This window comes from Crocosphaera chwakensis CCY0110, from assembly GCF_000169335.1.
Classification (GTDB): Bacteria; Cyanobacteriota; Cyanobacteriia; order Cyanobacteriales; family Microcystaceae; genus Crocosphaera; species Crocosphaera chwakensis.
On the sequence record NZ_AAXW01000019.1, the window covers coordinates 39688 to 62068 of the forward strand.

Genomic DNA, 22381 nt, shown 5'->3' on the forward strand with positions numbered 1-22381 from the left:
AAGTTTATTAACAAGATTATTCATCAATTAATTACTATAATTTTTAGAAGCAGCCCTTTCAAGGTATTGTGATTATTCCCAATTTATAGTTAGGTAAAAGAATCTCTCTTGCTAAGAAAGGGAAGTAGGGAGAATGATTCTAGGGCAGGTATTTGAGCGTTTTGTTGAAGAAAGTCCAGCGTCGGTTATGGTTCGTGGACTGCTCGAAAAAATCTTATACCCTCAAAAACTCGACGCATTATTTGAGAGAAGTCCAGAAAATCAGTACACAAGAGAATTACTATTTTCTAGAGTAGTAGAGATGATGTCTATTTACATCACAGGTTTGGTAGAACCGAAAATTATAATTTTTTTGTAAGTGATGTTCTAATTCTCGTATGGTTTTAGGGAATGCAGTTGGGTCTGAATATGCTACTTTAATTTTCAAAGATATTGATAATGATGGGATTTCTAAATCTATTGTTTCTTCCGAGTTTTGGGGTAAATATGGGTTAGAATCTTGTGCAGCAGATCCTTGGGAAATAATAATTAAAGTTAGACTAAATAACCCACCAACTTTTGACATTGTAGAGATTAGAGATTTATGGGTAGATACATAACCTAGTAAAATAGATGAAGTCTTCAACTGTTCTACTTATGACTTCATCTCGTTATAAAGTTTGTATTACCCTTGGAACCCGTCCCGAAGCCATAAAACTTGCTCCTGTGATTCAAAAATTTCGTGACTCAGAGGCATTTGAAACCCATGTTATCTTAACCGGACAACATCGGGAAATGGTAGAACAGGTCATGCAACTGTTTGAAATAACAGCAGATGAAGACTTGAATATTATGCAGCCAAAACAAACCCTCACGGACATCACGTATCGCAGTTTACAAGGGTTAGAAAGCATTTTTAAAAGAATACAACCCCATTGTGTGATTGTCCAAGGGGATACCACAACAGCCTTTGCTGCCACTTTAGCTGCATTTTATCAACAAATTCCTATCGGTCACGTAGAAGCCGGTTTACGAACGGATAATATTTATAACCCCTATCCAGAAGAAGCTAACCGTCGCCTTATTTCCCAACTGGCCCAGTTACATTTTGCCCCGACTCAGTTGGCTGTAGAAAATTTAAACCGATCTAGTGTAACAGGAGAAGTCCATTTAACAGGAAATACCGTCATTGATGCGTTGTTAACTGTTGCTGATAAACAGCCTGAATGTAATGTTAAAGGGTTAGATTGGAATCAATATCGGGTGCTATTGGCTACCGTACATCGACGAGAGAACTGGGGAGAGCCTCTACAAGATATTTTAAGAGGGTTTCACCTCATTTTAGACAAATTTCCGAATACAGCCCTGTTACTGCCCATGCACCGTAACCCAACGGTAAGAGAACCAATAAAAGCATCTTTAGGCAACCATCCGAGAGTCTTTTTAACTGAACCCTTGGACTATGGGGAGTTAGTCGGTGCGATTCAACGCTGTTATCTATTATTAACCGATTCTGGCGGTTTACAAGAAGAAGCTCCTAGTTTGGGTAAACCGGTGTTAGTCTTACGGAAAACGACGGAACGCCCTGAAGCAGTGGACGCAGGAACGGCTAAATTAGTAGGTACAGATTATCAAGATATTGTTAGTAATAGTAGTGAATTATTAAGTAATAAAGTAGCTTATGAAAAGATGGCGAATGCAGTTAACCCTTTTGGAGATGGTCAGGCAAGCGATCGCATTTTAGAAATTGTGCAACATTATTTAGGAGAAAACCATTAACAATTTTGACTCATATTGGCGAACTAATCACAATAGATTCTAATAATAATCGTCAATTTTCCTTATTCACGCGCGGGGAAACCGCGCGTAGTAACCTCCGTTGCTTTTTTAGCAGAAATCCTGTCTAAGCAAGTAATCTTTAAGGATCAAGAATCCTCCACTACAACGTCAGCTTAGTGGTGGGAGTCAATTATCTTTTAACCAACTAAACATAGCCCGTAAATCTTTACCCACTTCTTCAATAGGGTGTTCAGCTTCTTGACGGCGCATTGCTGTAAACCCTGGTTTACCCGATTGATTTTCTAGAACAAATTCTCTTGCAAATTGACCGGATTGAATTTCCCCAAGAATTTGTTTCATTTCGGCGCGAGTTTCATCAGTGACGATACGGGGTCCCCTGGTTAAGTCTCCATATTCTGCCGTATTAGAGATACTATCGCGCATTTTAGCGAGTCCACCTTCTACGATCAAATCCACAATTAATTTGACTTCGTGCAGACATTCAAAATAAGCTAATTCAGGCTGATAACCGGCCGCGACAAGGGTTTCAAACCCTGATTTTATGAGTGCCGATAAACCACCGCAGAGTACCACCTGTTCCCCAAATAAATCCGTTTCGGTTTCTTCTCTGAAACTGGTTTCAAGAATACCGGCGCGAGTTCCTCCGATTCCTTTAGCATAGGCCATGGCGCGATCGCGAGCTTGTCCACTGGCATCTTGATAAACGGCGAATAAACAAGGAACCCCTTCCCCTTGTTCATAGGTACGGCGTACTAAATGTCCCGGTCCTTTGGGGGCAATCATTACCACGTCTACAGTTTCAGGGGGAACAATTTGACCAAAGTGAATGTTAAAGCCATGAGCAAAGGATAAGACCTTTCCATCCCTTAAATTGGGTTGGATTTCTTCTTGATAGACTGTTTTTTGAACTTCATCAGGCAACAAAATCATGATCCAATCAGCAGCACTGGCAGCATCGGCTACGCTGAGAACTTTTAGCCCTGCATCTTCAGCTTGTTTCCTTGATTTACTGCCTGGATACAGCCCCACTACCACATTGATGCCACTGTCTTTTAAATTAAGGGCGTGGGCATGACCTTGAGAACCATAACCAATAATGGCCACGGTTCTATCTGCTAATAAATCAAGGTTGGCATCTGCATCGTAATACATCCGAGCCATGAGGCTGTCTCCTAACTTTCTTACAAACTTTCCATTATATAATCTATAGTCCCTAAGGTGCGGATTTGGGGATTTTGTAATCTTTCTTTTGTCTTTGAGAATGAGAGGACTTTATGTCTTGCCATTAACTCGGATTGACCCACATTAAGGTTTGACCATATTCTACTGGTTCGCCGTTGGCTACTGCAATCTCCATCAGTTCTCCTGTAACTTCGGCTTCAATTTCATTCATCAATTTCATTGCTTCGATAATACAGACGGTTTGGGTATTACTGACGCGATCGCCCACGTCCACAAAGGGCGGTTCATCGGGGGCGGGGGCGCGATAGAAGGTTCCTACCATAGGAGAAGTAATGGCCACCCATTTTTTTTCTGCTGGAGATGGGGTTGTTTCTGGGGGTGGGGTGGGTATCGTAGGGGCTGATGAAGGTTGGGCTAAGGTTTCCGAAGCTATAGGGGCTACAGTTTGACCCTTGGTGGTAACGTCTCGGCGGACATTTAACTCAAACGTTTCTGTTTTTAGGCTAACTTCGGCAATATCAGTATGAGCGATCGCCCCTAATAAATCTCGTAGTTCATTAAAATTAATTGACACAGATTACCTATCCCATAATCGTTGATCAAATAGAGGTTGTCTCCCTAGGGACAACTCTTCAGGCTTTAATTTTCTCGTCCTAAATAGGAACCATCACGGGTATCGACTTTAATTTTTTCTCCAATGGAAATAAACAGAGGAACCATTACTTGCGCTCCGGTTTCGACAATAGCGGGTTTGGTTCCCCCGGTTGCGGTATCCCCTTTTACCCCTGGATCAGTGTCAGTTACTTCTAAAGTAACTGAGGTTGGCAATTGTACCTCTAAGATTTGATCGTTCCAGAAGAGGACATCAGCTTCCATTTCTTCTTTGATATAATTAACCGTTGTTCCCATTTGTTCAGGGCTTAAACGCACTTCTTCAAAGGTTTCCATATCCATAAAGACGTATTGTTCGCCTTCTTTATAGGTATGTTGCATGGTGCGTTTTTCTAGGTTCGCTTGAGGAACGGTTTCCCCTGCGCGAAAGGTTCGCTCAACCACGCTGCCAGTTTGAGCATTTTTTAGCTTGGTTCGTACAAAGGCAGAGCCTTTTCCCGGTTTAACGTGCAGGAATTCAACGACGCGCCACACTGAACCATCTAATTCAATGGTGACACCGCTCCGAAAATCATTACTAGAAATCATGAAAGGCTTTTAGAGCTTTAGAAAGTCAAGATTTATTTTACAAGAGTTTGGCAAACCTGAGGTTAATTACCTCATATCTATTAACATTATTGACATATTCTTGCTACGATCGCCCGATGACGGGGACTGATAGGGGTTATTTTCGGGGTGTCAAACCCTGCTTTTTCTAGGGCTGTTTCTACATCTAAGGCGAAATATTGATCGAGGTAGGGTTCGGTACTTTTGAGTAGAGTTAAGATGTAGGGAGGCATTTTTTCATAGGCTTCGGCGCGGGGATTCATGTCCATCATGGTGAAGTATCCCCCAGGTTTAAGGAGACGACGAGCTTCTTTGAAGATAGCGATCGCTGCTGTTTGGGGAAGTTCGTGGTACAACAAAAAGGCTGACACGAGATCAAAGGAGGTAGCTGGTAAGTTAGTTCTTTCGGCTGCCCCATGTACCCAGTCAATAGCTAGGTTTCGTTGTTGACTTCGGTACTGGGCGACGGCTAAATGATAGGCAGATAGATCTAATCCTGTTACCTTTGCGTTGGGGTAGAGTTCTTGTAGAGGGAAGGTACTCATACCGACACTACAACCGATGTCTAAAATTGTCTGGGGGGTCAAAGATAGTTGTTGTTTAAGAATTTCATGATAATTGTGCCGTAAACGGGGATCTCCCTTGACTCCAGCCGATGGCCAAATGCTCGCATGAACAGCATAAGCAGCAGATTCAACTTCTAGGGCAGATTCCCAACTCAAGTTGCCTGTTTCATAACCATGAAAGGAACAAACATAATAGTCAGGGTAGATAAGGTTCTGATTTTGAACTTTTTCTAGTTCTTCTTCCCAGTTATGAGCTTGCAGTTGGCGAACATTATCGCGCCAGGGAACCCCTATTTTTTCTGCTCGATTAATAATCATCTTTCGGGCTTGATATTTAGCTAGTTTCGCTAGAGGTTTGATAGATAAAATTCCATTGATGAGACGGGAGGCCAAACTGGGTTGGGATTTATAGGAGGTAACAGTCATACAATTCTCTTGATGTCGATTCTGACAGTAACCAAGTCGTATCGATGGTTACTCACTTGTTATCGTTCTTGATTTTACCAGTGAATAGTTAACAAAAGAAATAAAGGTTAGGTAAATTCAAAGTTCATACACTTCATCAATGGCAAGTGTCAATTGTTGGGTTGCTGTGACAGCTAAGCGATCGCATTGTTCATTTTCTGGGTGGCCTGCGTGACCTTTTACCCAGACAAATTTTACTTCATGTTTTTTACACAAATCTAACAGTTTTTGCCATAAATCAGGATTTTTTGCAGCTTCTTTGTTATTTCTTTTCCAACCGTTGGCTTGCCATTTTTTTGCCCATCCTTTAGTGATAGCATCAACTAAGTAACGAGAGTCTGTGTATAATGTCACCTCACAGGGGGTTTTTAAAGCTTCTAAACCAATGATAGCGGCCATCATTTCCATGCGATTATTAGTGGTTAAGCGATACCCTCCTGATAGTTCTTTTCGGTGTTCGTTATAGACTAAAATGATGCCATAACCCCCTTTTCCGGGATTACCAGAACAAGCCCCATCTGTGTAAATTTGTACTTTTTTCATCACTCACTAGATTGTTTTTAATTCTAAAACGCAAAATACAATTCACTGTAACTATAGCAGTATTAGAAACAATTAAAAGGGACGAAAACCTAAAGAATAAGTAATAGAAGAATGATCTCAATTTTAAATTATAAATCAAATAAAAATAGGTGAACTCTTAAAGCAATCATCTATTAATATTCAAATCAAGCAAGAATTAGGAATGTAGAAGGAACAAAAAAAATCAGGTTTGGTCATTAATTGTACTTTTTTGCTTTCTTTAGAATAAGGGTATGAAATTGATTAACGATTTCTTGTGTTAATTCACTTTCTGGTTTTACTGATTCTCGCTTCGATAAAATTTCCTTTATTTGAGTGGTTGATGTTTGACACAATTCAACTAACACTAATAAATCTTTGAATTATTGCTCTTGTTGCGCTTTATCTAGTTCTGATTTAATAATCATTTTATAGTTAGAAGCTATTTGATAAGTGAGGGCATAAATAATGTACTGATTAAGAGATGCCCCTTTAAAAAAAACTTTTACATTGATGATACGAATGCTCAAATTTATATTTGGAAAGTTGGAGAAGGTTATCCTATTTTACACCAAATTATTGATAGTAATAACAGTTGGGTAAGAGCGATCACCTCGACCATATGAGAACATAGATATTACAGGAGTCACTGGTTTAAACTCAGCACAAAAATACGCTTCAAAGAGTTTAGGTGCAATAGAAATGTAAAGAAATTTATAGATTATCTGTACATAATACAGTTATTAATAGTGATTTTTAATAATCAATCATTAAGCTATGGTTTATTTTAAGTTAAATAAGTTTTAACTCTAGCTTAAAATTTTTCATTATGGATAAAATATTCATTTTTATTCTTAAATTTTATAGAATCTATATATAAAAAATGATATAATCAGTGAATATACTGAACTAATTTAAAAAATTATTGTAAATTCCCTAAAAATTGGGATGTTATGACAAGGTAACTAAGACATAATTTAAGCATGATGTAACACTTTAAAAGGAGCAACTCAATGATTGGAAATATTCAAGAACGCCTTTTAGAATATGTCAGCAACGGACAAGAACTAAAATACATAGCTGATTTTTTAAATTTATCCAAATTAAGTTTAAAAAAGGAAATAGAAAACCTCGAAGAACGAGGATATTTACAAGTAGCAAACCATATTGATGGTAGTATTTATTCTTGTTGGTTGACCGATGAAGGTTGGTTGTATTTAGATGAACTATTTTAAAAAGAGTTATAATTTAAGCATTTTACTTAACAAGAATAAAAGTGAAAAAATAACACATCGTTGTTATCTTTATACGATTCTTCTCTATTCTCTGGGTCTTAATGACCCATTTTTTCTCCTTTAATTTTTAATCAAGTTAATATTTCTCCTCCCATTAACTTTTGATAACGGGTTTCTAATTCTTTTTTCAGTGAAGGTAAACTTCCTAAATTTTTATCGGCTGCAATAATTTTTTCTGCTGCTACTCTTGCTAATTCTAACACTTCTTGATCTTCTATTAAACTTGCTAAAGCAAAGTCTGGTAAACCTGATTGACGAGTGCCTAAAACGGTTCCTGGCCCTCTAAATCTTAAATCCATTTCTGATATAAAAAAGCCATCTTGAGACTGTTCTAACACGCTTAATCTTTGTCTGGCATCGGGGGTTTTACTACTACTCATCAACAAACAATAAGACTTATGAGAACCTCTTCCAACTCTACCTCTTAATTGATGTAACTGGGAGAGTCCAAAACGTTCAGCATTTTCGATTAACATGACAGTTGCATTGGGAACATCTACCCCGACTTCTATAACTGTTGTTGAGACAATAATATGATATTTATTGTCCCGAAAAGCAGTTAATACTCCATCTTTTTCTACGGAACTCATCCGTCCATGTAACAGTCCAATATTGAAGTCTGGAAACACTTTATCTGAGAGTTTTTTGTGTTCTTCTACTGCTGCTTTTACGTCCAATTTTTCTGATTCTTCAATCATAGGAAAAATAATATAAACTTGTCGTCCTTGAGCAACTTCTCGGCGAATTAAATCATATGCTTGTGTCCTTTCTTTTCCAGTCAATACTGTGGTTTGAATAGCTTGTCTTCCAGGGGGTAATTCGTCAATTTGACTCACATCTAAATCCCCGTGTAAGGTTAACGCTAAAGTCCGAGGAATGGGAGTTGCTGTCATGGTTAAAACATGGGGGGATTTACCTTTTGCTAATAGTTTCGCCCGTTGTTGTACCCCAAACCTGTGTTGTTCGTCGATAACAACTAAACCTAATTTTTGGAAGTTTACCGTGTCTTGAATTAAAGCATGGGTTCCTACTAAAAGGGGTAATTCTCCTGTAATTAATTGACGATGTATTTCTTCTCTTTTGGCTTTTTTAGTAGAACCTGTTAATAGTTCTACGGGTAAATATAGCTGATTAAACCAAGGAATTAATTTTCGATAATGTTGTTCTGCTAAGACTTCTGTGGGTGCCATTAATGCAGCTTGATAACCGGATTGTAAAGCAGCTAGTACAGCAAAGACAGCGACAATTGTTTTTCCTGCACCTACGTCTCCTTGTACTAAGCGATTCATAGGCGTTACTGAGTTCAAATCTTCTAAAATTTCATTAATAACCCGTTGTTGTGCATTAGTTAAACTAAAAGGTAATATATTATCAAACTGTTCTATTAATCTTCCTTTGGGAGTAAAAACTGTACTATTATGAATTTGTTTTTGTTCTTGACGACGTTGCAGAAATCCTAATTGTAAATAAAAGAATTCATCGAAAACTAAACGCCGTCTTGCATGGGCTAACAATTCAGAAGTTTCGGGAAAATGAATATTACTAATTGCTTCTTTTAATCCCATTAATCCATATTGTTCTCTCAATACTCTAGGTAAAGGATCTCGAAGTTGTTTAATTGCCTCTAAACTAACAATAATAGCTTTACGAATTAAGTCGGCTCCTACTCCTTCAGTTAAAGGATACACAGGTAAAACTCGACCAATTTTAATGGACTCAATACTTGAACCAACACTATCTAAAACTTCAATTTCTGGGTTATCTAATGTAATTCCGTAGCGGTTTTGTTTCACTAACCCTGATGCTGCTACAGTTGAACCTAACGGATAAATTCTTTTCTGTCTTTCTTGCCATCCTCTACTGGTAAAACGAGTCCCTGCAAAGAAACGATTCAATTTAATTTGTCCTGTATGATCTCTTAAAATTAACTCAAAAATACTCAATTTTTTATTTTTGGGACTGGTAAAACAATTGCAGCGTTTTACCGTTCCTACAATGGTCACAGTTTCCCCTGCAACTAAATTATTAATAGTGACTTGTCGAGCATAATCAATATGATCACGGGGATAATAAAATAGTAAGTCTTTAACTGTATAGAGACCTAATCTTTTCAGTAATTCTGCTCTTTTATAACCTACTTCTGCTAAGGTACTTAAAGATTGCTCTAAACTAATAGGACGTAACGAAGCTTTTTTATCAGTAATAGCTGTGGTTTTTGGTAACTTTGGTGGTTGTGGTTCGGAAGGAGTTTCTAATGTCTTTCTAAGTTCATATAAAAATTGACGAGTTTGACTAATTAAGGTCTTTCTTTGTGCTACACTTAAGTTAGAATAATCAGCATATTGGGCTGCAAAATTTTGCCACTTTCTGCGATCGCTTGTTGGAGTCCCATTCGGAGGACTATTACCAAAATTAAGGCACAAAAATTCGTTAAACTGATATTGATTACCCTGTAAATTGGTAAATCCTTTTTCTGCTTCAACTGATAAAGCTTTATCTAAACGTATCCAGTCAATGTTTCCTGAGGCCATAGTTGTCTAGGGAGTGAACACTGGACTTTTTATTGTGACACATTTCCCTATTATTTTGTTGTCAATTGTTTAATGATAATTAATTTAATTTCAAGCTGTCACTTTAACCTTATCAAAAGTTAGTAGAGGCTTAATAATGTTAAGCCTCTAAAAATTTTATTATTAGACTATAAATTGATGATTTCTGCTTAATTTTCTATCAAAATTTTGACTAAGATTTTTACAGTTTCTTCTAATTTTTCGACTCTTTCTTCTAAAGAAATCGGTGGCGATAATCCTTCAATAGCTTTCAAGAAATGCTGCCAGCCTTTTCTACATTTTATCCCATAAGCTTTCTTATAAGTAGCATAAGCATTATTATAATTTCCATAACGCTTAATTAATTCTTCTTTTGTTATTTTGCTTTCAGGAAGAGCTTTACTAGAATTTTCAACAGTATTTAATAATTCATGTAAACGAGTAGATAACGTTGCTGTAATTGAAAAAACTTTGGCAGAATTTTTAATATCCTGTTGTTGTAAATCTTCTAACTCTTCGATTAATTTACTAAATCTTGACATTAATTTTACCTATACTATTAACTAATTATCTAATAAATTTTTACCAATATCAGCAGGACTGGTTCCCATTTGAGGTTTATCAGGATCAGGCTCAGGTGTATTCTCTATCTTGCCATAATCTTTATGATGATCCCTGAAAAATAAAGATTGAATCAACGTCCAAATAATACTAAACTTCTCGAATAAATCATTAGTTTGTTGTACTTTAATAGTAGCAATTTCTACCTCAGTTTCAATTTGTTTTAATTCAGCAACTACCCTATCTCTTTGGACTATCATTCTTCGTTTTTCTTCAGTTAATTGTGTCATTTGTTCATTAATCTGTGTTAACTCAGACTTCAAAGAAACAATATTTTCCGATTTTAATCTTATTTGCACTTCTAATTCTTGGTTTTCTTTTGATAGTGTAATAATTTCAGCTTTTAATTGTTTTTTATCTATTTTATGTTGGTCACTCCAATGTGCTAATTGACCTTGAGAACGCCGTAACGTTTTAACCACCCCTACTGCTTCCTGTAAGTGTCCATTATCAGGATAGGCTTTTGCTAATTTATAAACACTTTTTACACGAGTATCAATATCAACAGTCATCTTTAAAATTGTTTTATAGTTCGGTAACATTAATTATAATAATTTGGCTCAAAAACAACAGTGAGACTGATCACATGATTAACCATAAGTTAATCAAATTTAATAATAATAAACTTAAGTTTATGTAAGTCGAAGTTTTGCTATGATTAAAACAAGAACAAATGCCACACTTTACCGACTAATATTATGGTGAAAAAAGGTACATTTTCCCTCATAGACTGGTTAGAAACCCATTGGACAACCCCTGCCTTTAGTGGCTGGTTATTAGGCGTATTAGCCTTATGTTTCTTCGGTGCAGCAACTAATACCATGGCCGGATGGTTATATGTCTTAAGCGGTACTATTTTGGCATTATTGATATTATCCGCTATTTTATCGGTGCGATCGCTTTCTAAAATAGAAGTTCGTCGCAGTCCCCTTAACCCTGTAAGTGCAGGAGATGATCTCACTGTCGAAGTGATCATCGAAAATAAGTCAAAATCTCCTAAAACCTTACTGCAAATTTTGGATATCGTCCCTGTAGTCTTGGATAAGCCTAAAAACACCGCTATTGAAGCCATTGAACCTCAAGGAGAACACCATTGGACTTATTACCTAACCACTCAACAAAGAGGGGTCTATCATTGGCATGAGGTTCAGTTACGTAGTGGTTCGCCGTTAGGACTGTTTTGGTGTCGTCGTAGTCAGGAAGTCCCTGCTAAAGCAGTAGTTTATCCTCAGATATTGCCCTTAAATCATTGTCCTTTAATTGATACCATAGGACAGGAAGAAAGTGACCAAAAACAAAGTGATCGCCGTTTTCAAGCAGCCAGTGAGGGAGTTACGAAAGCGTTACGGCCTTACCGTTACGGTGATCCCATGCGGATGATACATTGGCGTACCAGTGCTAAATACGACGAGTTTCAGGTAAGGGAGTTAGAAGTGGTGACAGGGGGAGAAGATATTATTATCTGTTTGGATAGTGGTTCAGTCTGGAAAGATAATAGTTTTGAACAAGCGGTTATTGCAGCAGCTTCTTTATACTTTTATGCCAGTCGCGCCCAGTTAAATGTTAAATTATGGACAGCAAAAACAGGACTTATTTATGGTAACCGTACTGTATTAGAGACGTTAGCAGCCGTTAATTCAGAAGAAGATAATAAAGAGCATATTTTACCTAAAATACCCTTAATTTGGATTACAGAAAATACGGCTAGTTTTGAGCATTTACCGTTAGGAAGTCGTTGGCTTTTATTCCCTCAAGAGGCTGAGAAAATTCCGAGTTTTTTGGGTCAAACTTTAAGGGGTTTAGTCATTAGTTCTGAGCAATCTTTACAAAATCAATTACAAAAAATTCCACAGTAAAAAATTGTAAGGTGGGCATTGCCCACCTTACTACGAGATTTTAAACTTTTATTGTACAGAAATAACTTTTCGATTACGCATTAATAAAGCAAACCCTGCGCTAGTAAGAAACATCAGTAAACTATAGATACCAGCAGGAATCGCCATAGTTGGTGAATCTAACAAAACGCTGGCAATCGTAATCGCTAATGTTCCATTTTGTATACCTACCTCAACGGTGATAGTTTTGGTACTCTTTTCGTCAAGTTTAGCGATAGTAGCCATAGTATATCCAAGAAACATAGTAACCAAATTTAAGCTTAAAGTGACTCCTCCAACTTGTAAAAAATTGGGTAGTAAATCAGCACGTCCCTTAACTAATAAACCAAAAATAATTAATCCTAAAAAAGACAAGGATAACCATTTAACAATTTTTTCAATTTTCTTTGCTAACTTGGGGTGATAGTGGTTGACTAACATCCCTAAAACAATAGGAATAAAGATAATAATCGCAATTTGAAGAATGGTTTTCAAGATAGGTAACTGCAAGGCTGTATCGGTTGCCATAAATGTCTGCATTCCCAAATTAATCACCAGAGGAATAGTAATAATAGTAATCAGACTACTGATAGCGGTTAAAGTAATCGATAAAGCGACATTACCTCGTAGTAAATAACTGATTACATTAGAAGTTGCGCCTCCTGGACAAGCAGCTAAAATAATCACTCCAACGGCTAACTCTGGGGTCAACGAGAACATTCCAGCTAACACAAAACCAATAATAGGTAAGATAATCAATTGAGCAATTAAACCAAACAATACCCCTTTCGGTTCAATCAAAATGCGCTGAAAATCAACAATCTTTAAGCCCAAACCCATGCCCATCATAATGATAAATAAGGCAAGGGGAAGAAAAACCGCCGAAAGAACAGTCGACTCCATAAGAACTCCACACACAAAACTTTTAGTTATCTTACAATAGTTTGACAAATTGGGTTGGTGTTGGCAAGAAGTACCTTAATTGATCTCTTATTATGGACTAATTATAATTGTAAAAAAAATGCCATCATCTTGTAAAGAATCACCTCCTTGGAACAGTTCCTTTCCTAACGGATTTGCCCAGTCAAGACGAGCATTAAAAAAATCGCCATACCGTACTTGTAAACCGACACCAACCGAAGCTAATTCATTAATAGGGGGATCAGTTTCTTCTCCACTATTCCATCCTTGCCCATAGTTTAAAAAAGGAACAAGTTGTACCACAACCCTATTTTTAGGAAGACGATAAACAGGAAAACGTAACTCTATTCCAGTAAAAATACCATTATCCGTTAATAAAGAATTTTGACGATACCCTTTAACGTTTCCTAGACCACCTAAAGAAAATTGTTCTAAAGAAACAATAGGACGATCCGCAAGCTGCAAATCACTTCTAAACACAAATAAAGTATCATCCGCTAATAATTTAACCCATTGGGCTTGGCCGCGCCATAAAAAATAGTTACTATAAGGAGCATCAGGATTCACCGATAAATCAAAGGGGATAGTTGTTCCGAAAGCTTCAATTCCCCAATCAAATTCTGATCTTGCTGATAATACTTGCGTTGCTGATCTTCCTACCCATTCTTGAGAAAATCTAATGGTAGAAATGTGGGTTCTTCCGTTAGTATCAGAACCTCTAGAGGGAAAAGCAAGACCATCTAAGTAGAGAGTTTTACTCTTTTGATGATCAACATCTAGCCCTAAGGTAAATTCTTGTGATGGAGTTTGAATAATGGGTTGTCGAAAGCGAAAAGAATACTTTTGATAATCAGAATTAATTTCTAAAATATCTAAGGGTTCCTCGATAATTTCCCCGGTTAAGCTTCTATATCCTACGGCAATCGTTCCATTATAAACATTAACAGGAACTTGATAAGTAACTTCTACATCGTCACTGGCATCTGTATTAAAATAACTGAACTCCGCTTTATCGCCAATACCCCATAAATTCCTTTCAGTTAAATTAAACCCCCGACGAATTTCTCCTACTTGCGGGTTACGGCCATTATCAAACAGAAGACTCGGATAAAAGGAACGGGCCGAAACAACTTCGACCACTAAAATATTATTACCGGGACGTGGACTCGGTATTAATTCTGCCGAAATACTATCAATAATGGGATTTAATTGTAATAGTTGTAAAGATTCTACTAAGCGAGAAATATTTAAAGGGGTTTGTCCTCCTAAGGCCAAGCGATCGCGGACATAATTAGGATTGAGTTTACCTTCAACAGTAACTTTAATTTCTTCTAATTGGCCTTCAACAATTTCAATGGTAACAATGTTATTTTCGATGGTTTGGGGAGGAATATAAGCCCCAGAGGTAACATAACCCCGATCTACATAATACTGAGTAATAGCTGATCGCGCTTCTAATAACTCCGCAAAAGTCAAAGGGCGATCAATAAATGTCTCAATAACTTTGGTTAATTCGTCTGTGTCAAAAGCAGTGTTTCCCTCAAAACGAAACTCTTTAACCGTAATGGTTCCTGGAATGTTTGGGGACACTTCTTCTGTGGGAACAGGGGCAAGAATAGGAGGGTTTAAAGGAGTTTGGGGTAAAGGAACAGGTTGGGGTAACTCAGGGACAGAAGTGGGAGGAATAGGACTGTTATCAAATGATTGCGCCATTAATTTAGCAGCAAATATAGAACTCAACCAGAAAAAAGACAAAAAACAACAAAATAGGTTAGGGAGACGAGTTACGGGTTGACAAATCATAACAGGTAGCAGGGCTTAAACCAGGACTGTGAGGAGTCACAGTGGGTGCTTTTGCTGTTAGTACGAAATTACCATCAGCATTAATTATCCATCCTTGTGCTTCAACAAGAGTAGGTGTGTGTGTCTCACTTTTATTAGGATTTTCCTCAGAATTAGGAGAAGAACGATCTTGCTCTGAAGGTATAGCATTCGATGAATCAGTATTAGGATAACCTAATTCAGTTAATCCTGTGGGGTTGTCTACTCCTTCGTTGGGGTTAGAGGGTAAACCACCCCGTCCCGTAATGGTAAATTCGCCTCTAGTCAAAGCCCCGCCCGGACGACAAGCATCGACAATGACGTTACTTGTGTCTACCACTTCATCAGGTAGTTTAACTAAGCTTCTCTGAGGATCAACATCAGGACGGTTAAGACCAATATTTCCCACTTGACCAAACTGAGAACTTGCGGTGATATCACTGAGAGGAGTTAATCTTTTCCGTTCTTCGATACCAAAAATCCCGGCAGCATCAATATTAATATTTCCTCCTCGTCCTAGAAACGCATTAGCAATAATATCGCTGTTTTCTGTGGGAACAGCAATGATAAATAGGGTGTTAATATCGATGTTTCCTCCATTCCCTAGTCCTTCTGTAGTTCCTGCGGTAGTGGAAATGGTGCTATTTCGACGTAAAATTAAATTTTGATCCACATCAAGAGTAATATTTCCCCCTTCTCCTGATGCGGTTTCGGCGGATAAGCGACTACTATTATCTAATAAGATATCTCCCGCCTCAATATTAATATTTCCGGCATCTCCCACACCAAAACTACTAACAGTTACTTCTGAATCATTATTAATAGTGAGATCATCGGTGGTAATACTTAAACTTCCTGCATTGGCTAAAGAAGCATCCGTTTCTAATAATTCTGGTGCAATGCCCAATTCTACTAATTCTTCAATATTTTCTGGCGTTAAGAATTCGTTAGTAGCAGTTAGTTGACTTTTATTATCTACAAAAATAGACCCTGCATTGATAGTCAAATTACCCCCTTGACCTAAACCAATGCTTCTAACTGCTACTTCTGATTGATTCTGAACTGTTAATTGATTGGTGTTAATACTCAAATTCCCTGCATTACCGGTTCCTTCAGAAGAAGCGGTGATCACTCCTTGATCTAAAATAATTTGATTGGCTTGAATATTTAAACTTCCGGCTGTTCCTTCTCCTAAACTAGCAGCAGAGATAATCCCTCCATTAGCTACCATCAATTGGTCGGTATTGAGATTAAGATTTCCCCCTTGACCAACACCTAAGAATCTGATGTCACTAAACCCCGATTCAACAAAAATGGCACTGGGAACTGGCCCTGCTTCTAAAAAATCAGGAATAACTTGGCTACCACTAATTCGTACTGACTCAGAGGCATTAATAGTAACGGTTCCTCCTTGACCAGTAGCCATATTGGGGGGGGTTCCTGGAATAACGATGGTGGCAGCAGAAATCAGTCCCCCGTCTTGCAAGCTTAAATTTTTGGTGTTAATCATTATTTCGCCTCCATTTCCCGAACTTGCCGTACTTGAAGCGATGGTGCTATTTGTAAAAAATCCTACTCCAATAATCTCTACTGAATCGGTGGCATTAATTGCTATAGTACCCCCTTGTCCTGGACCGGATACTTCTGATGAAATTAATGCTCCGTCACGCACAATTAATTTTTGAGTATTAATAATAATATTTCCTCCTGCACCTGTTACACCAGGGTCAACACCAGCAGACAAACCACTCAGAATAGGTTGGGTTTTAGAACTACTTATTTCCACAGATTCAGTTGCATTAATAAAAATATCGCCGGATGCTTGAGAACCTTGAGAACGACTAGATATTCTTGCATTGCTATCCAAGGAAATTCTTCGTCCTTGTAGGTTAATTGAGGAATTGAATCCTCTGATCAGTTCTGCTCCGTGTGTCAAAGAAATATCCTGAAAATTCTTAACCCTATCATAACCGAGTCGAAATCCATCGTTAGTCTCGGTAATTTGTACGATACTATTGTTGCCGACGCTTCCTAACTCAATACGTCCATCGGTAACTTGTATCCCTTCAGTTCCATTTTCTGGATTAGTTTCTCCGATTAAACGAATATTTCCCCCTACCAAAGCCAAAGTATTACCAGGAGTAACACTTAGATCAACTACCTGATTAAGGGTTATATTGCCAGGATTAGAACCAAATTGTAACCCCACAGGAACACTCATGGTCAAAATAGGATTGGGTTGTGTATTTCTTGCGCTAAATCGAACGCCATCCGCAAATTCTATGGACTCTGCGCTACTAGCTACAAAAGACCCTCCCATATTCAGTTGAGCATTAGGTCCAAAAATTATACCATTAGGATTAATCAAAAAGACGTTAGCTGTTCCATTGGCACGAATTATTCCTTCAATCTGAGAAATAACTCCACCAGTGACACGACTGATAATATTATTGATATCGTTAGAATTCTGAAAGTATGCCTCGACATTGTCAGGAACAGAAAACTGATTAAAACTATGAAATAAATTTTTCCCCTGTTGTGTTCCCCCGGTAATAACTAATTGATTATCCGTTGGGGTTACTTGGGTATTTACAGTTCCATCACTAGAAACTTGTCCTAAGGCTGAAGAAACAACCGTGATGTAATTAATAGGGAAAATGCTAATAAAGATGAGAAATTTCTTAGTTATAAAACAGCTATTGGTCATCGTTGCAGATTAGTTTAGGTTTAAATATCTGGGTTGATAAGTCTGAAATTACAGACGATTCATTGAAACCGACCCTTGAATTATAAACTTATTTCTAAATCTAATGCCTTTATAATTTTTTCTTGGAAAACCTGCTCTCAATCTCTCAACACCCGTCTTCTGTTAGAAGTCCGTTTTTTGGGGTGTTATTCTTTTCTAATAGATTGTAGACAAAGTCTTAAAATAATCAGTCTTATCTACATCTGTGACACCATTTAGTCTGGGTAGTTTCGGTAACAGAATTATTATTTTCTGTTTGGGTTTCTTGTTCGGTGGGAACATTAGCCATTGCAGAAATATTAAGACCAGCAGTTAAAGCAACGGTTAAGATAGTCACGAAGGTTTGGTTAAATTTCATTGGTTTGATTCCTGTTTTTTTCTAATAAATTATACGCAAATTCTTAAAATAATCAGTCTTATCTACATCTGTGACACCATTTAGTCTGGGTAGTTTCGGTAACAGAATTATTATTTTCTGTTTGGGTTTCTTGTTCGGTGGGAACACTTGCCATTGTAGAAATATTAAGACCAGCAGTTAAAGCAACGGTTAAGATAGTCACGAAGGTTTGGTTAAATTTCATTGGTTTGATTCCTGTTTTTTTCTAATAAATTATACGCAAATTCTTAAAATAATCAGTCTTATCTACATCTGTGACACCAGTTAGTTTGGGTGGTTTCGGTAACAGGATTATTGTTCTCTTTTTGAGTTTCTTGTTCGGTGGGAACACTTGCTATTGCAGAAATATTAAGACCAGCAGTTAAAGCAACGGTTAAGATAGTAGCGAAGGTGTTTTTGAAGTTCATTTGTTTAGCTCCTGTTGTTTTCTCTATGTTTTTAGAATATTCGTTTTTTTAGAAAGAAAAAATAGTGTAAATGCGTGAGTCTTTAAAAAAAAATTTGGAGGTTTAGGTATGAAGACTTTATTTTTGGCTATATACATAGGTTATACAGAGATGACAAAAAATTAGTTAATTGATCTAGATATTTTCATCTATGTCTTTTAACCTATTATCAACCAATTTTAATTGGCTCAAATAACCCTAATGTTTTCTAATTTTCGAGTATTATAACAGTGATCTTAAATCCAAGTATGTGATTTAATCTATTTATAAATTTTATTCTTAATAACGGTCTCCCTACGATCACGTAAATAGAGTATTATTATTACTATTCTTGCTTCGTAACGCCTGGCAGGAAAACTTTGAGTTAGAAGTCTTCTGACTCGAAGTCTTTACAATGTCCCCTAAAGTTTGGCACATTACATAATTACTGAATGACAGCGTGGTGTGAAATTGTGATCTTCGTTAATAAAATGTTTTGGGAGTTTCAATCCATATGGTAGAAAATCATAAATCAACAGTGATTATAACAGGGGCTTCATCTGGAGTAGGGTTATACGCTGCTAAAGCCCTAGCCGATAGAGGTTGGTACGTTGTTATGGCTTGTCGCAATCAACCGAAAGCCCACCAAGCAGCCCAGTCTGTAGGGATACCCTTAGACAGCTATACGGTTATGTCCATTGACCTAGGAAGCTTAGACAGTGTACGCCAATTTGTCAAAGATTTTCGGGCTACTGGCAAGTCTCTTGATGCGTTAGTGTGCAATGCAGCCATTTATATGCCTTTACTTAAAGAACCTCTGCGGAGTCCAGAAGGCTATGAATTAAGTATGACTACTAATCATCTGGGACATTTTCTCCTCTGTAATTTAATGTTACAGGATTTGAAAAGGTCGCCTGCTCCTGAAAAGCGTGTGGTCATTTTAGGAACCGTTACCCACAACCCCAATGAATTAGGGGGTAAAATTCCACCCCGTCCCGACTTAGGGAACTTAGAAGGGTTTGCTGAGGGCTTTAAAGAACCTGTTTCGATGATTGATGGTAAAAAGTTTGAACCGGTTAAAGCCTATAAAGATAGTAAAGTCTGCAATGTTTTGACCATGCGAGAACTTCATCGACGCTATCATGAAAATACAGGAGTTGTGTTTACGTCTCTATATCCAGGATGTGTGGCCGATACCCCTCTATTCCGTAATCATTATCCCCTATTTCAAAAAATATTCCCTTGGTTCCAAAAGAATATTACAGGGGGTTATGTCTCCCAAGAATTAGCCGGAGAAAGGGTAGCCGATGTGGTTACTAAGCCTGAATATGGTCAATCTGGTTCTTATTGGAGTTGGGGAAACCGTCAGAAAAAAGACCGTAAAGCAGCTTTTGTTCAGAAGGTGTCACCTCAAGCCCAAGATGAGGCAAAAGCAGAACGAATGTGGGAACTGAGTGAAAAATTAGTCGGACTTGTTTAATGAATTCCCACCTAAAATATTACTTTTTTAGTATTTTTAGGTGGGAATTTTTAATATAATATTTAGTAATGCGGATGGCGAGACTTGAACTCGCATGGCGTGAGCCACACGCCCCTCAAGCGTGCGTGTCTACCGATTCCACCACATCCGCGTGATTTTCGTATTGCATTTTTCATCATAGCACAAATGTAACTAGAGACAATAGAATCAACTAATTACTCATTTTTTTCGACTCAGAATACAGAATATTCAGGAGTCTAGGACACATTTTTTCAAGAAGCAAGATATAATTTGTTACAAAAGCGTTAACAAAGTTTATCAGATGAGTAATCCTGTTCTTCACGCCTTCTTTTTAGGCCGAGCCTTTGCTGAAGTCCTCAGCGAGAAAGTAGAAGAGTCCTTAACCGAAGCCCTAAGCGAGTTAGGAAAATTTGATGCTGAACAAAGGGAAAACCTTCGTCAGTTTATAGAAGAAGTCCAACTCAGAGCTGAAAGAGAAGCGACTCAAGGCAATGCTACCACTACCACCACGACCACAACCGCCGATAATGGTTCTTCTGTGGATCTCCAAGAAACAATCGACGACCTACGGGCTGAAATTGCTCGTCTCAAAGCAGAATTAAAGAATTATCGCAATACAAAAGCCTAATTCTCCCTTAAACTTTTAAATTTATTATATAAGCCCAAATTAGTAGAACCCAAAGAAACCGAGTGTCTGCCCTGTCATCAAACGCCAAATCATCCTTAGTCAAGAAAAATGGTGCTTCTGTCCCCAGAAGCATTACTCAGTTGGAAACGGCTGAAAAATACCGTTGGAACCGCGAAAACTATTCGATTACGCGCCGTCGTTTAGATATTTGGCGGTTCGTTCTTTCCTTGCTGTTCCGTTTTTGGCGCAACGGTAAAAAATGGACTTATAAAAATGGCTTTACCGAAGAAAAATTAGCTCAAAGGCGGAAAATACAAGCGGTTTGGATAAGGGAAAACTTGTTAAATCTGGGTCCAACCTTTATTAAAGTAGGACAATTGTTCTCAACACGAGCCGATTTATTCCCGATTGAATATGTCGAAGAACTCTCTAAACTACAAGATGAAGTTCCAGCCTTTACCTACGAACAAGTGAGCAAAATTGTTGAAAAAGACTTAGGAAAGCCATTATCTAGGCTTTTTCGCAATTTTGATCCCGTTCCCATTGCAGCAGCTAGTTTAGGTCAAGTACATAAAGCCAAACTCCATTCTGGAGAAGAGGTCGTGGTTAAGGTTCAACGACCTGGCCTGAAGCAACTCTTTACCATTGATCTAGCTATTCTGAAGAAAATAGCCTATTATTTCCAAAACCACCCAAGATGGGGGAAAGGACGGGACTGGATCGGTATTTATGAAGAATGCTGTAAAATTCTTTGGCAAGAAACTGACTATCTCAATGAAGGGCAAAACGCTGATACCTTTCGGCGCAACTTTAGGGGAGAAAATTGGGTAAAAGTGCCAAGGGTTTACTGGCGTTATACTTCCCCCCGTGTGCTTACTTTAGAGTACCTTCCAGGGATTAAAATTAGTCATTATGAAGGATTAGAGGCTGCTGGGTTAGATCGCAAGTTATTGGCGAAATTAGGAGCGAAAGCTTATTTATGTCAATTGCTCAATGATGGCTTTTTCCATGCTGATCCTCACCCTGGTAATATTGCTGTAGATACGGATGGATCGTTGATTTTCTACGATTTTGGCATGATGGGGCGTATTAATACCAATGTTAGGGAGAAGTTAATGGATACTCTCTTTGGTATTGCTCAAAAAGATGGCGATCGCGTGGTATCTGCCTTAATTTCTTTGGGTGCTTTGAGTCCTACCGATGACATGGGACCGGTGCGTCGTTCAGTGCAGTTCATGTTAGATAACTTCATGGACAAACCCTTTGAAGAACAATCGATTGCTGCTATTAGCGATGATTTATATGAAATTGCTTACGATCAGCCGTTTCGGTTTCCTGCTACCTTCACCTTTGTGATGCGAGCGTTTTCTACCCTAGAAGGCGTAGGGAAAGGCTTAGATCCCAATTTTAATTTTATGGAGGTAGCTCAACCTTTTGCTTTAGACCTAGTAGCAGATATGAACGGAAGTACAGGCAATAGCATCATAGACGAAATTACTCGTCAGGCAACTCAGGTAAGTAACACAGCCTTGGGTTTACCGCGACGCATTGACGATACCATAGAAAAGTTAGATCGGGGTGATATTAAATTAAGAGTCCGTTCTGTTGAATCTGACCGTTTATTACGTCGTCTCGGTATGATGCAAATGGCCACCAATTACAGTGTGTTTTTAAGTGCGTTAGTCATTTGTGGCACTCTCTTATTTATTAACGGTTATATCAAAATTGCAGTAGTAGCAATTTTGTTGGGATTAGTTCCTGCCTGGGGGTTTATTCGTCTCCTGCGTCGTATTAATCGTTTAGATAAAATGTTTTAGTTATGACTGCTAATT

General features: G+C 37.9%; 22 protein-coding genes and 1 tRNA gene. 8 read left to right on the plus strand and 15 right to left on the minus strand.

Annotation, left to right across the window (positions count from 1 at the left end):
• Positions 1 to 133: 133 nt before the first annotated feature.
• The 3 genes from CY0110_RS13585 to wecB are packed head-to-tail and all read left to right on the plus strand — an operon-like array spanning position 134 to position 1758.
• On the plus strand, positions 134 to 358 hold the full coding sequence (locus tag CY0110_RS13585) for a hypothetical protein (protein ID WP_008276024.1): 225 nt from the start codon (positions 134 to 136) through the stop codon (positions 356 to 358).
• Positions 359 to 377: 19 nt separating this feature from the next.
• The gene (locus tag CY0110_RS13590; RefSeq protein ID WP_008276025.1) at positions 378 to 599 is read left to right on the plus strand and encodes a hypothetical protein; all 222 of its coding nucleotides are present in this window, start codon (positions 378 to 380) and stop codon (positions 597 to 599) included.
• Positions 600 to 636: 37 nt separating this feature from the next.
• The gene (gene wecB, locus CY0110_RS13595; RefSeq protein WP_008276026.1) at positions 637 to 1758 is read left to right on the plus strand and encodes a non-hydrolyzing UDP-N-acetylglucosamine 2-epimerase; all 1122 of its coding nucleotides are present in this window, start codon (positions 637 to 639) and stop codon (positions 1756 to 1758) included.
• Between the two features lie 186 nt (positions 1759 to 1944).
• On the opposite strand, the gene ilvC is transcribed toward wecB, so the two are convergent.
• From ilvC to rnhA, 5 genes are all read right to left on the minus strand, one after another.
• The gene (gene ilvC / locus CY0110_RS13600) at positions 1945 to 2940 is read right to left on the minus strand and encodes a ketol-acid reductoisomerase (protein ID WP_008276027.1); all 996 of its coding nucleotides are present in this window, start codon (positions 2938 to 2940) and stop codon (positions 1945 to 1947) included.
• A gap of 124 nt (positions 2941 to 3064) precedes the next feature.
• On the minus strand, positions 3065 to 3535 hold the full coding sequence (accB, locus tag CY0110_RS13605) for an acetyl-CoA carboxylase biotin carboxyl carrier protein (RefSeq protein WP_008276028.1): 471 nt from the start codon (positions 3533 to 3535) through the stop codon (positions 3065 to 3067).
• Positions 3536 to 3600: 65 nt separating this feature from the next.
• Positions 3601 to 4161, minus strand: coding sequence for an elongation factor P (gene efp, locus CY0110_RS13610; protein WP_008276029.1), 561 nt, complete (start codon positions 4159 to 4161; stop codon positions 3601 to 3603).
• Between the two features lie 86 nt (positions 4162 to 4247).
• Positions 4248 to 5171 (minus strand): class I SAM-dependent methyltransferase, encoded by a 924-nt coding sequence (locus tag CY0110_RS13615; protein WP_008276030.1) that lies wholly within the window; start codon positions 5169 to 5171, stop codon positions 4248 to 4250.
• Between the two features lie 117 nt (positions 5172 to 5288).
• Entirely contained in the window at positions 5289 to 5753 is a 465-nt protein-coding gene (rnhA, locus tag CY0110_RS13620) for a ribonuclease HI (protein WP_008276031.1), read from the minus strand.
• Between the two features lie 1031 nt (positions 5754 to 6784).
• Here rnhA and CY0110_RS13625 point away from each other — a divergent pair.
• Positions 6785 to 7006 carry a hypothetical protein gene (locus CY0110_RS13625; protein WP_008276033.1) on the plus strand — a complete coding sequence of 74 codons (222 nt, stop codon included), beginning with the start codon at positions 6785 to 6787 and terminating at the stop codon, positions 7004 to 7006.
• A gap of 131 nt (positions 7007 to 7137) precedes the next feature.
• Here the strand turns inward: CY0110_RS13625 and recG are convergent, their stop codons facing one another.
• The 3 genes from recG to CY0110_RS13640 all read right to left on the minus strand — a co-directional run bounded on the left by recG (position 7138) and on the right by CY0110_RS13640 (position 10778).
• Positions 7138 to 9597 (minus strand): ATP-dependent DNA helicase RecG, encoded by a 2460-nt coding sequence (gene recG / locus CY0110_RS13630; RefSeq protein WP_008276034.1) that lies wholly within the window; start codon positions 9595 to 9597, stop codon positions 7138 to 7140.
• A gap of 188 nt (positions 9598 to 9785) precedes the next feature.
• Positions 9786 to 10157 carry a hypothetical protein gene (locus CY0110_RS13635; RefSeq protein WP_008276035.1) on the minus strand — a complete coding sequence of 124 codons (372 nt, stop codon included), beginning with the start codon at positions 10155 to 10157 and terminating at the stop codon, positions 9786 to 9788.
• Positions 10158 to 10178: 21 nt separating this feature from the next.
• On the minus strand, positions 10179 to 10778 hold the full coding sequence (locus tag CY0110_RS13640; RefSeq protein WP_008276036.1) for a DUF3450 domain-containing protein: 600 nt from the start codon (positions 10776 to 10778) through the stop codon (positions 10179 to 10181).
• Positions 10779 to 10934: 156 nt separating this feature from the next.
• On the opposite strand from CY0110_RS13640, the gene CY0110_RS13645 reads away from it, so the two are divergent.
• Entirely contained in the window at positions 10935 to 12092 is a 1158-nt protein-coding gene (locus tag CY0110_RS13645; RefSeq protein WP_008276037.1) for a DUF58 domain-containing protein, read from the plus strand.
• 48 nt (positions 12093 to 12140) lie between these two features.
• Here CY0110_RS13645 and CY0110_RS13650 read toward each other — a convergent pair whose 3' ends face one another.
• From CY0110_RS13650 to CY0110_RS13675, 6 genes are all read right to left on the minus strand, one after another.
• On the minus strand, positions 12141 to 13013 hold the full coding sequence (locus tag CY0110_RS13650) for a bile acid:sodium symporter family protein (protein ID WP_008276038.1): 873 nt from the start codon (positions 13011 to 13013) through the stop codon (positions 12141 to 12143).
• A 90-nt stretch (positions 13014 to 13103) separates the two neighbouring features.
• Entirely contained in the window at positions 13104 to 14834 is a 1731-nt protein-coding gene (locus CY0110_RS13655) for a ShlB/FhaC/HecB family hemolysin secretion/activation protein (RefSeq protein WP_035799410.1), read from the minus strand.
• Positions 14803 to 17559 carry a beta strand repeat-containing protein gene (locus tag CY0110_RS13660; RefSeq protein WP_008276040.1) on the minus strand — a complete coding sequence of 919 codons (2757 nt, stop codon included), beginning with the start codon at positions 17557 to 17559 and terminating at the stop codon, positions 14803 to 14805. The genes CY0110_RS13655 and CY0110_RS13660 overlap by 32 nt, the downstream gene beginning before the upstream one ends.
• Before the next feature lie 232 nt (positions 17560 to 17791).
• Positions 17792 to 17956, minus strand: a complete 165-nt coding sequence (locus tag CY0110_RS13665) for a hypothetical protein (protein ID WP_008276041.1) — start codon at positions 17954 to 17956, stop codon at positions 17792 to 17794.
• A gap of 58 nt (positions 17957 to 18014) precedes the next feature.
• On the minus strand, positions 18015 to 18179 hold the full coding sequence (locus CY0110_RS13670; protein ID WP_008276042.1) for a hypothetical protein: 165 nt from the start codon (positions 18177 to 18179) through the stop codon (positions 18015 to 18017).
• A gap of 58 nt (positions 18180 to 18237) precedes the next feature.
• Positions 18238 to 18402 carry a hypothetical protein gene (locus CY0110_RS13675; RefSeq protein WP_008276043.1) on the minus strand — a complete coding sequence of 55 codons (165 nt, stop codon included), beginning with the start codon at positions 18400 to 18402 and terminating at the stop codon, positions 18238 to 18240.
• 532 nt (positions 18403 to 18934) lie between these two features.
• On the opposite strand from CY0110_RS13675, the gene CY0110_RS13680 reads away from it, so the two are divergent.
• Positions 18935 to 19900: a protochlorophyllide reductase gene (locus CY0110_RS13680; protein WP_008276045.1), complete on the plus strand. Its 966-nt coding sequence runs from the start codon at positions 18935 to 18937 to the stop codon at positions 19898 to 19900.
• Positions 19901 to 19969: 69 nt separating this feature from the next.
• Here the strand turns inward: CY0110_RS13680 and CY0110_RS13685 are convergent.
• Positions 19970 to 20051 (minus strand) — tRNA-Leu (locus CY0110_RS13685).
• A gap of 171 nt (positions 20052 to 20222) precedes the next feature.
• On the opposite strand from CY0110_RS13685, the gene CY0110_RS13690 reads away from it, so the two are divergent.
• Together CY0110_RS13690 and CY0110_RS13695 are read left to right on the plus strand one after the other, a co-directional pair.
• Entirely contained in the window at positions 20223 to 20549 is a 327-nt protein-coding gene (locus CY0110_RS13690) for a DUF6825 family protein (RefSeq protein WP_008276046.1), read from the plus strand.
• 131 nt (positions 20550 to 20680) lie between these two features.
• Positions 20681 to 22366 (plus strand): ABC1 kinase family protein, encoded by a 1686-nt coding sequence (locus CY0110_RS13695; protein WP_198139162.1) that lies wholly within the window; start codon positions 20681 to 20683, stop codon positions 22364 to 22366.
• The last annotated feature ends 15 nt before the right edge of the window (positions 22367 to 22381 follow it).

What these genes read in the sequence shown, in the direction of transcription:
- CY0110_RS13585 (WP_008276024.1), top strand. Translation starts at nt 134, where the DNA reads ATGATTCTAGGGCAGGTATTTGAGCGTTTTGTTGAAGAAAGTCCAGCG.
- CY0110_RS13590 (WP_008276025.1), top strand. Translation starts at nt 378, where the DNA reads ATGGTTTTAGGGAATGCAGTTGGGTCTGAATATGCTACTTTAATTTTC.
- wecB (WP_008276026.1), top strand. Translation starts at nt 637, where the DNA reads ATGACTTCATCTCGTTATAAAGTTTGTATTACCCTTGGAACCCGTCCC.
- ilvC (WP_008276027.1), bottom strand. Translation starts at nt 2,940, where the DNA reads ATGGCTCGGATGTATTACGATGCAGATGCCAACCTTGATTTATTAGCA.
- efp (WP_008276029.1), bottom strand. Translation starts at nt 4,161, where the DNA reads ATGATTTCTAGTAATGATTTTCGGAGCGGTGTCACCATTGAATTAGAT.
- CY0110_RS13615 (WP_008276030.1), bottom strand. Translation starts at nt 5,171, where the DNA reads ATGACTGTTACCTCCTATAAATCCCAACCCAGTTTGGCCTCCCGTCTC.
- rnhA (WP_008276031.1), bottom strand. Translation starts at nt 5,753, where the DNA reads ATGAAAAAAGTACAAATTTACACAGATGGGGCTTGTTCTGGTAATCCC.
- CY0110_RS13625 (WP_008276033.1), top strand. Translation starts at nt 6,785, where the DNA reads ATGATTGGAAATATTCAAGAACGCCTTTTAGAATATGTCAGCAACGGA.
- recG (WP_008276034.1), bottom strand. Translation starts at nt 9,597, where the DNA reads ATGGCCTCAGGAAACATTGACTGGATACGTTTAGATAAAGCTTTATCA.
- CY0110_RS13635 (WP_008276035.1), bottom strand. Translation starts at nt 10,157, where the DNA reads ATGTCAAGATTTAGTAAATTAATCGAAGAGTTAGAAGATTTACAACAA.
- CY0110_RS13640 (WP_008276036.1), bottom strand. Translation starts at nt 10,778, where the DNA reads ATGTTACCGAACTATAAAACAATTTTAAAGATGACTGTTGATATTGAT.
- CY0110_RS13645 (WP_008276037.1), top strand. Translation starts at nt 10,935, where the DNA reads ATGGTGAAAAAAGGTACATTTTCCCTCATAGACTGGTTAGAAACCCAT.
- CY0110_RS13650 (WP_008276038.1), bottom strand. Translation starts at nt 13,013, where the DNA reads ATGGAGTCGACTGTTCTTTCGGCGGTTTTTCTTCCCCTTGCCTTATTT.
- CY0110_RS13655 (WP_035799410.1), bottom strand. Translation starts at nt 14,834, where the DNA reads ATGATTTGTCAACCCGTAACTCGTCTCCCTAACCTATTTTGTTGTTTT.
- CY0110_RS13660 (WP_008276040.1), bottom strand. Translation starts at nt 17,559, where the DNA reads ATGACCAATAGCTGTTTTATAACTAAGAAATTTCTCATCTTTATTAGC.
- CY0110_RS13665 (WP_008276041.1), bottom strand. Translation starts at nt 17,956, where the DNA reads ATGAAATTTAACCAAACCTTCGTGACTATCTTAACCGTTGCTTTAACT.
- CY0110_RS13670 (WP_008276042.1), bottom strand. Translation starts at nt 18,179, where the DNA reads ATGAAATTTAACCAAACCTTCGTGACTATCTTAACCGTTGCTTTAACT.
- CY0110_RS13675 (WP_008276043.1), bottom strand. Translation starts at nt 18,402, where the DNA reads ATGAACTTCAAAAACACCTTCGCTACTATCTTAACCGTTGCTTTAACT.
- CY0110_RS13680 (WP_008276045.1), top strand. Translation starts at nt 18,935, where the DNA reads ATGGTAGAAAATCATAAATCAACAGTGATTATAACAGGGGCTTCATCT.
- CY0110_RS13690 (WP_008276046.1), top strand. Translation starts at nt 20,223, where the DNA reads ATGAGTAATCCTGTTCTTCACGCCTTCTTTTTAGGCCGAGCCTTTGCT.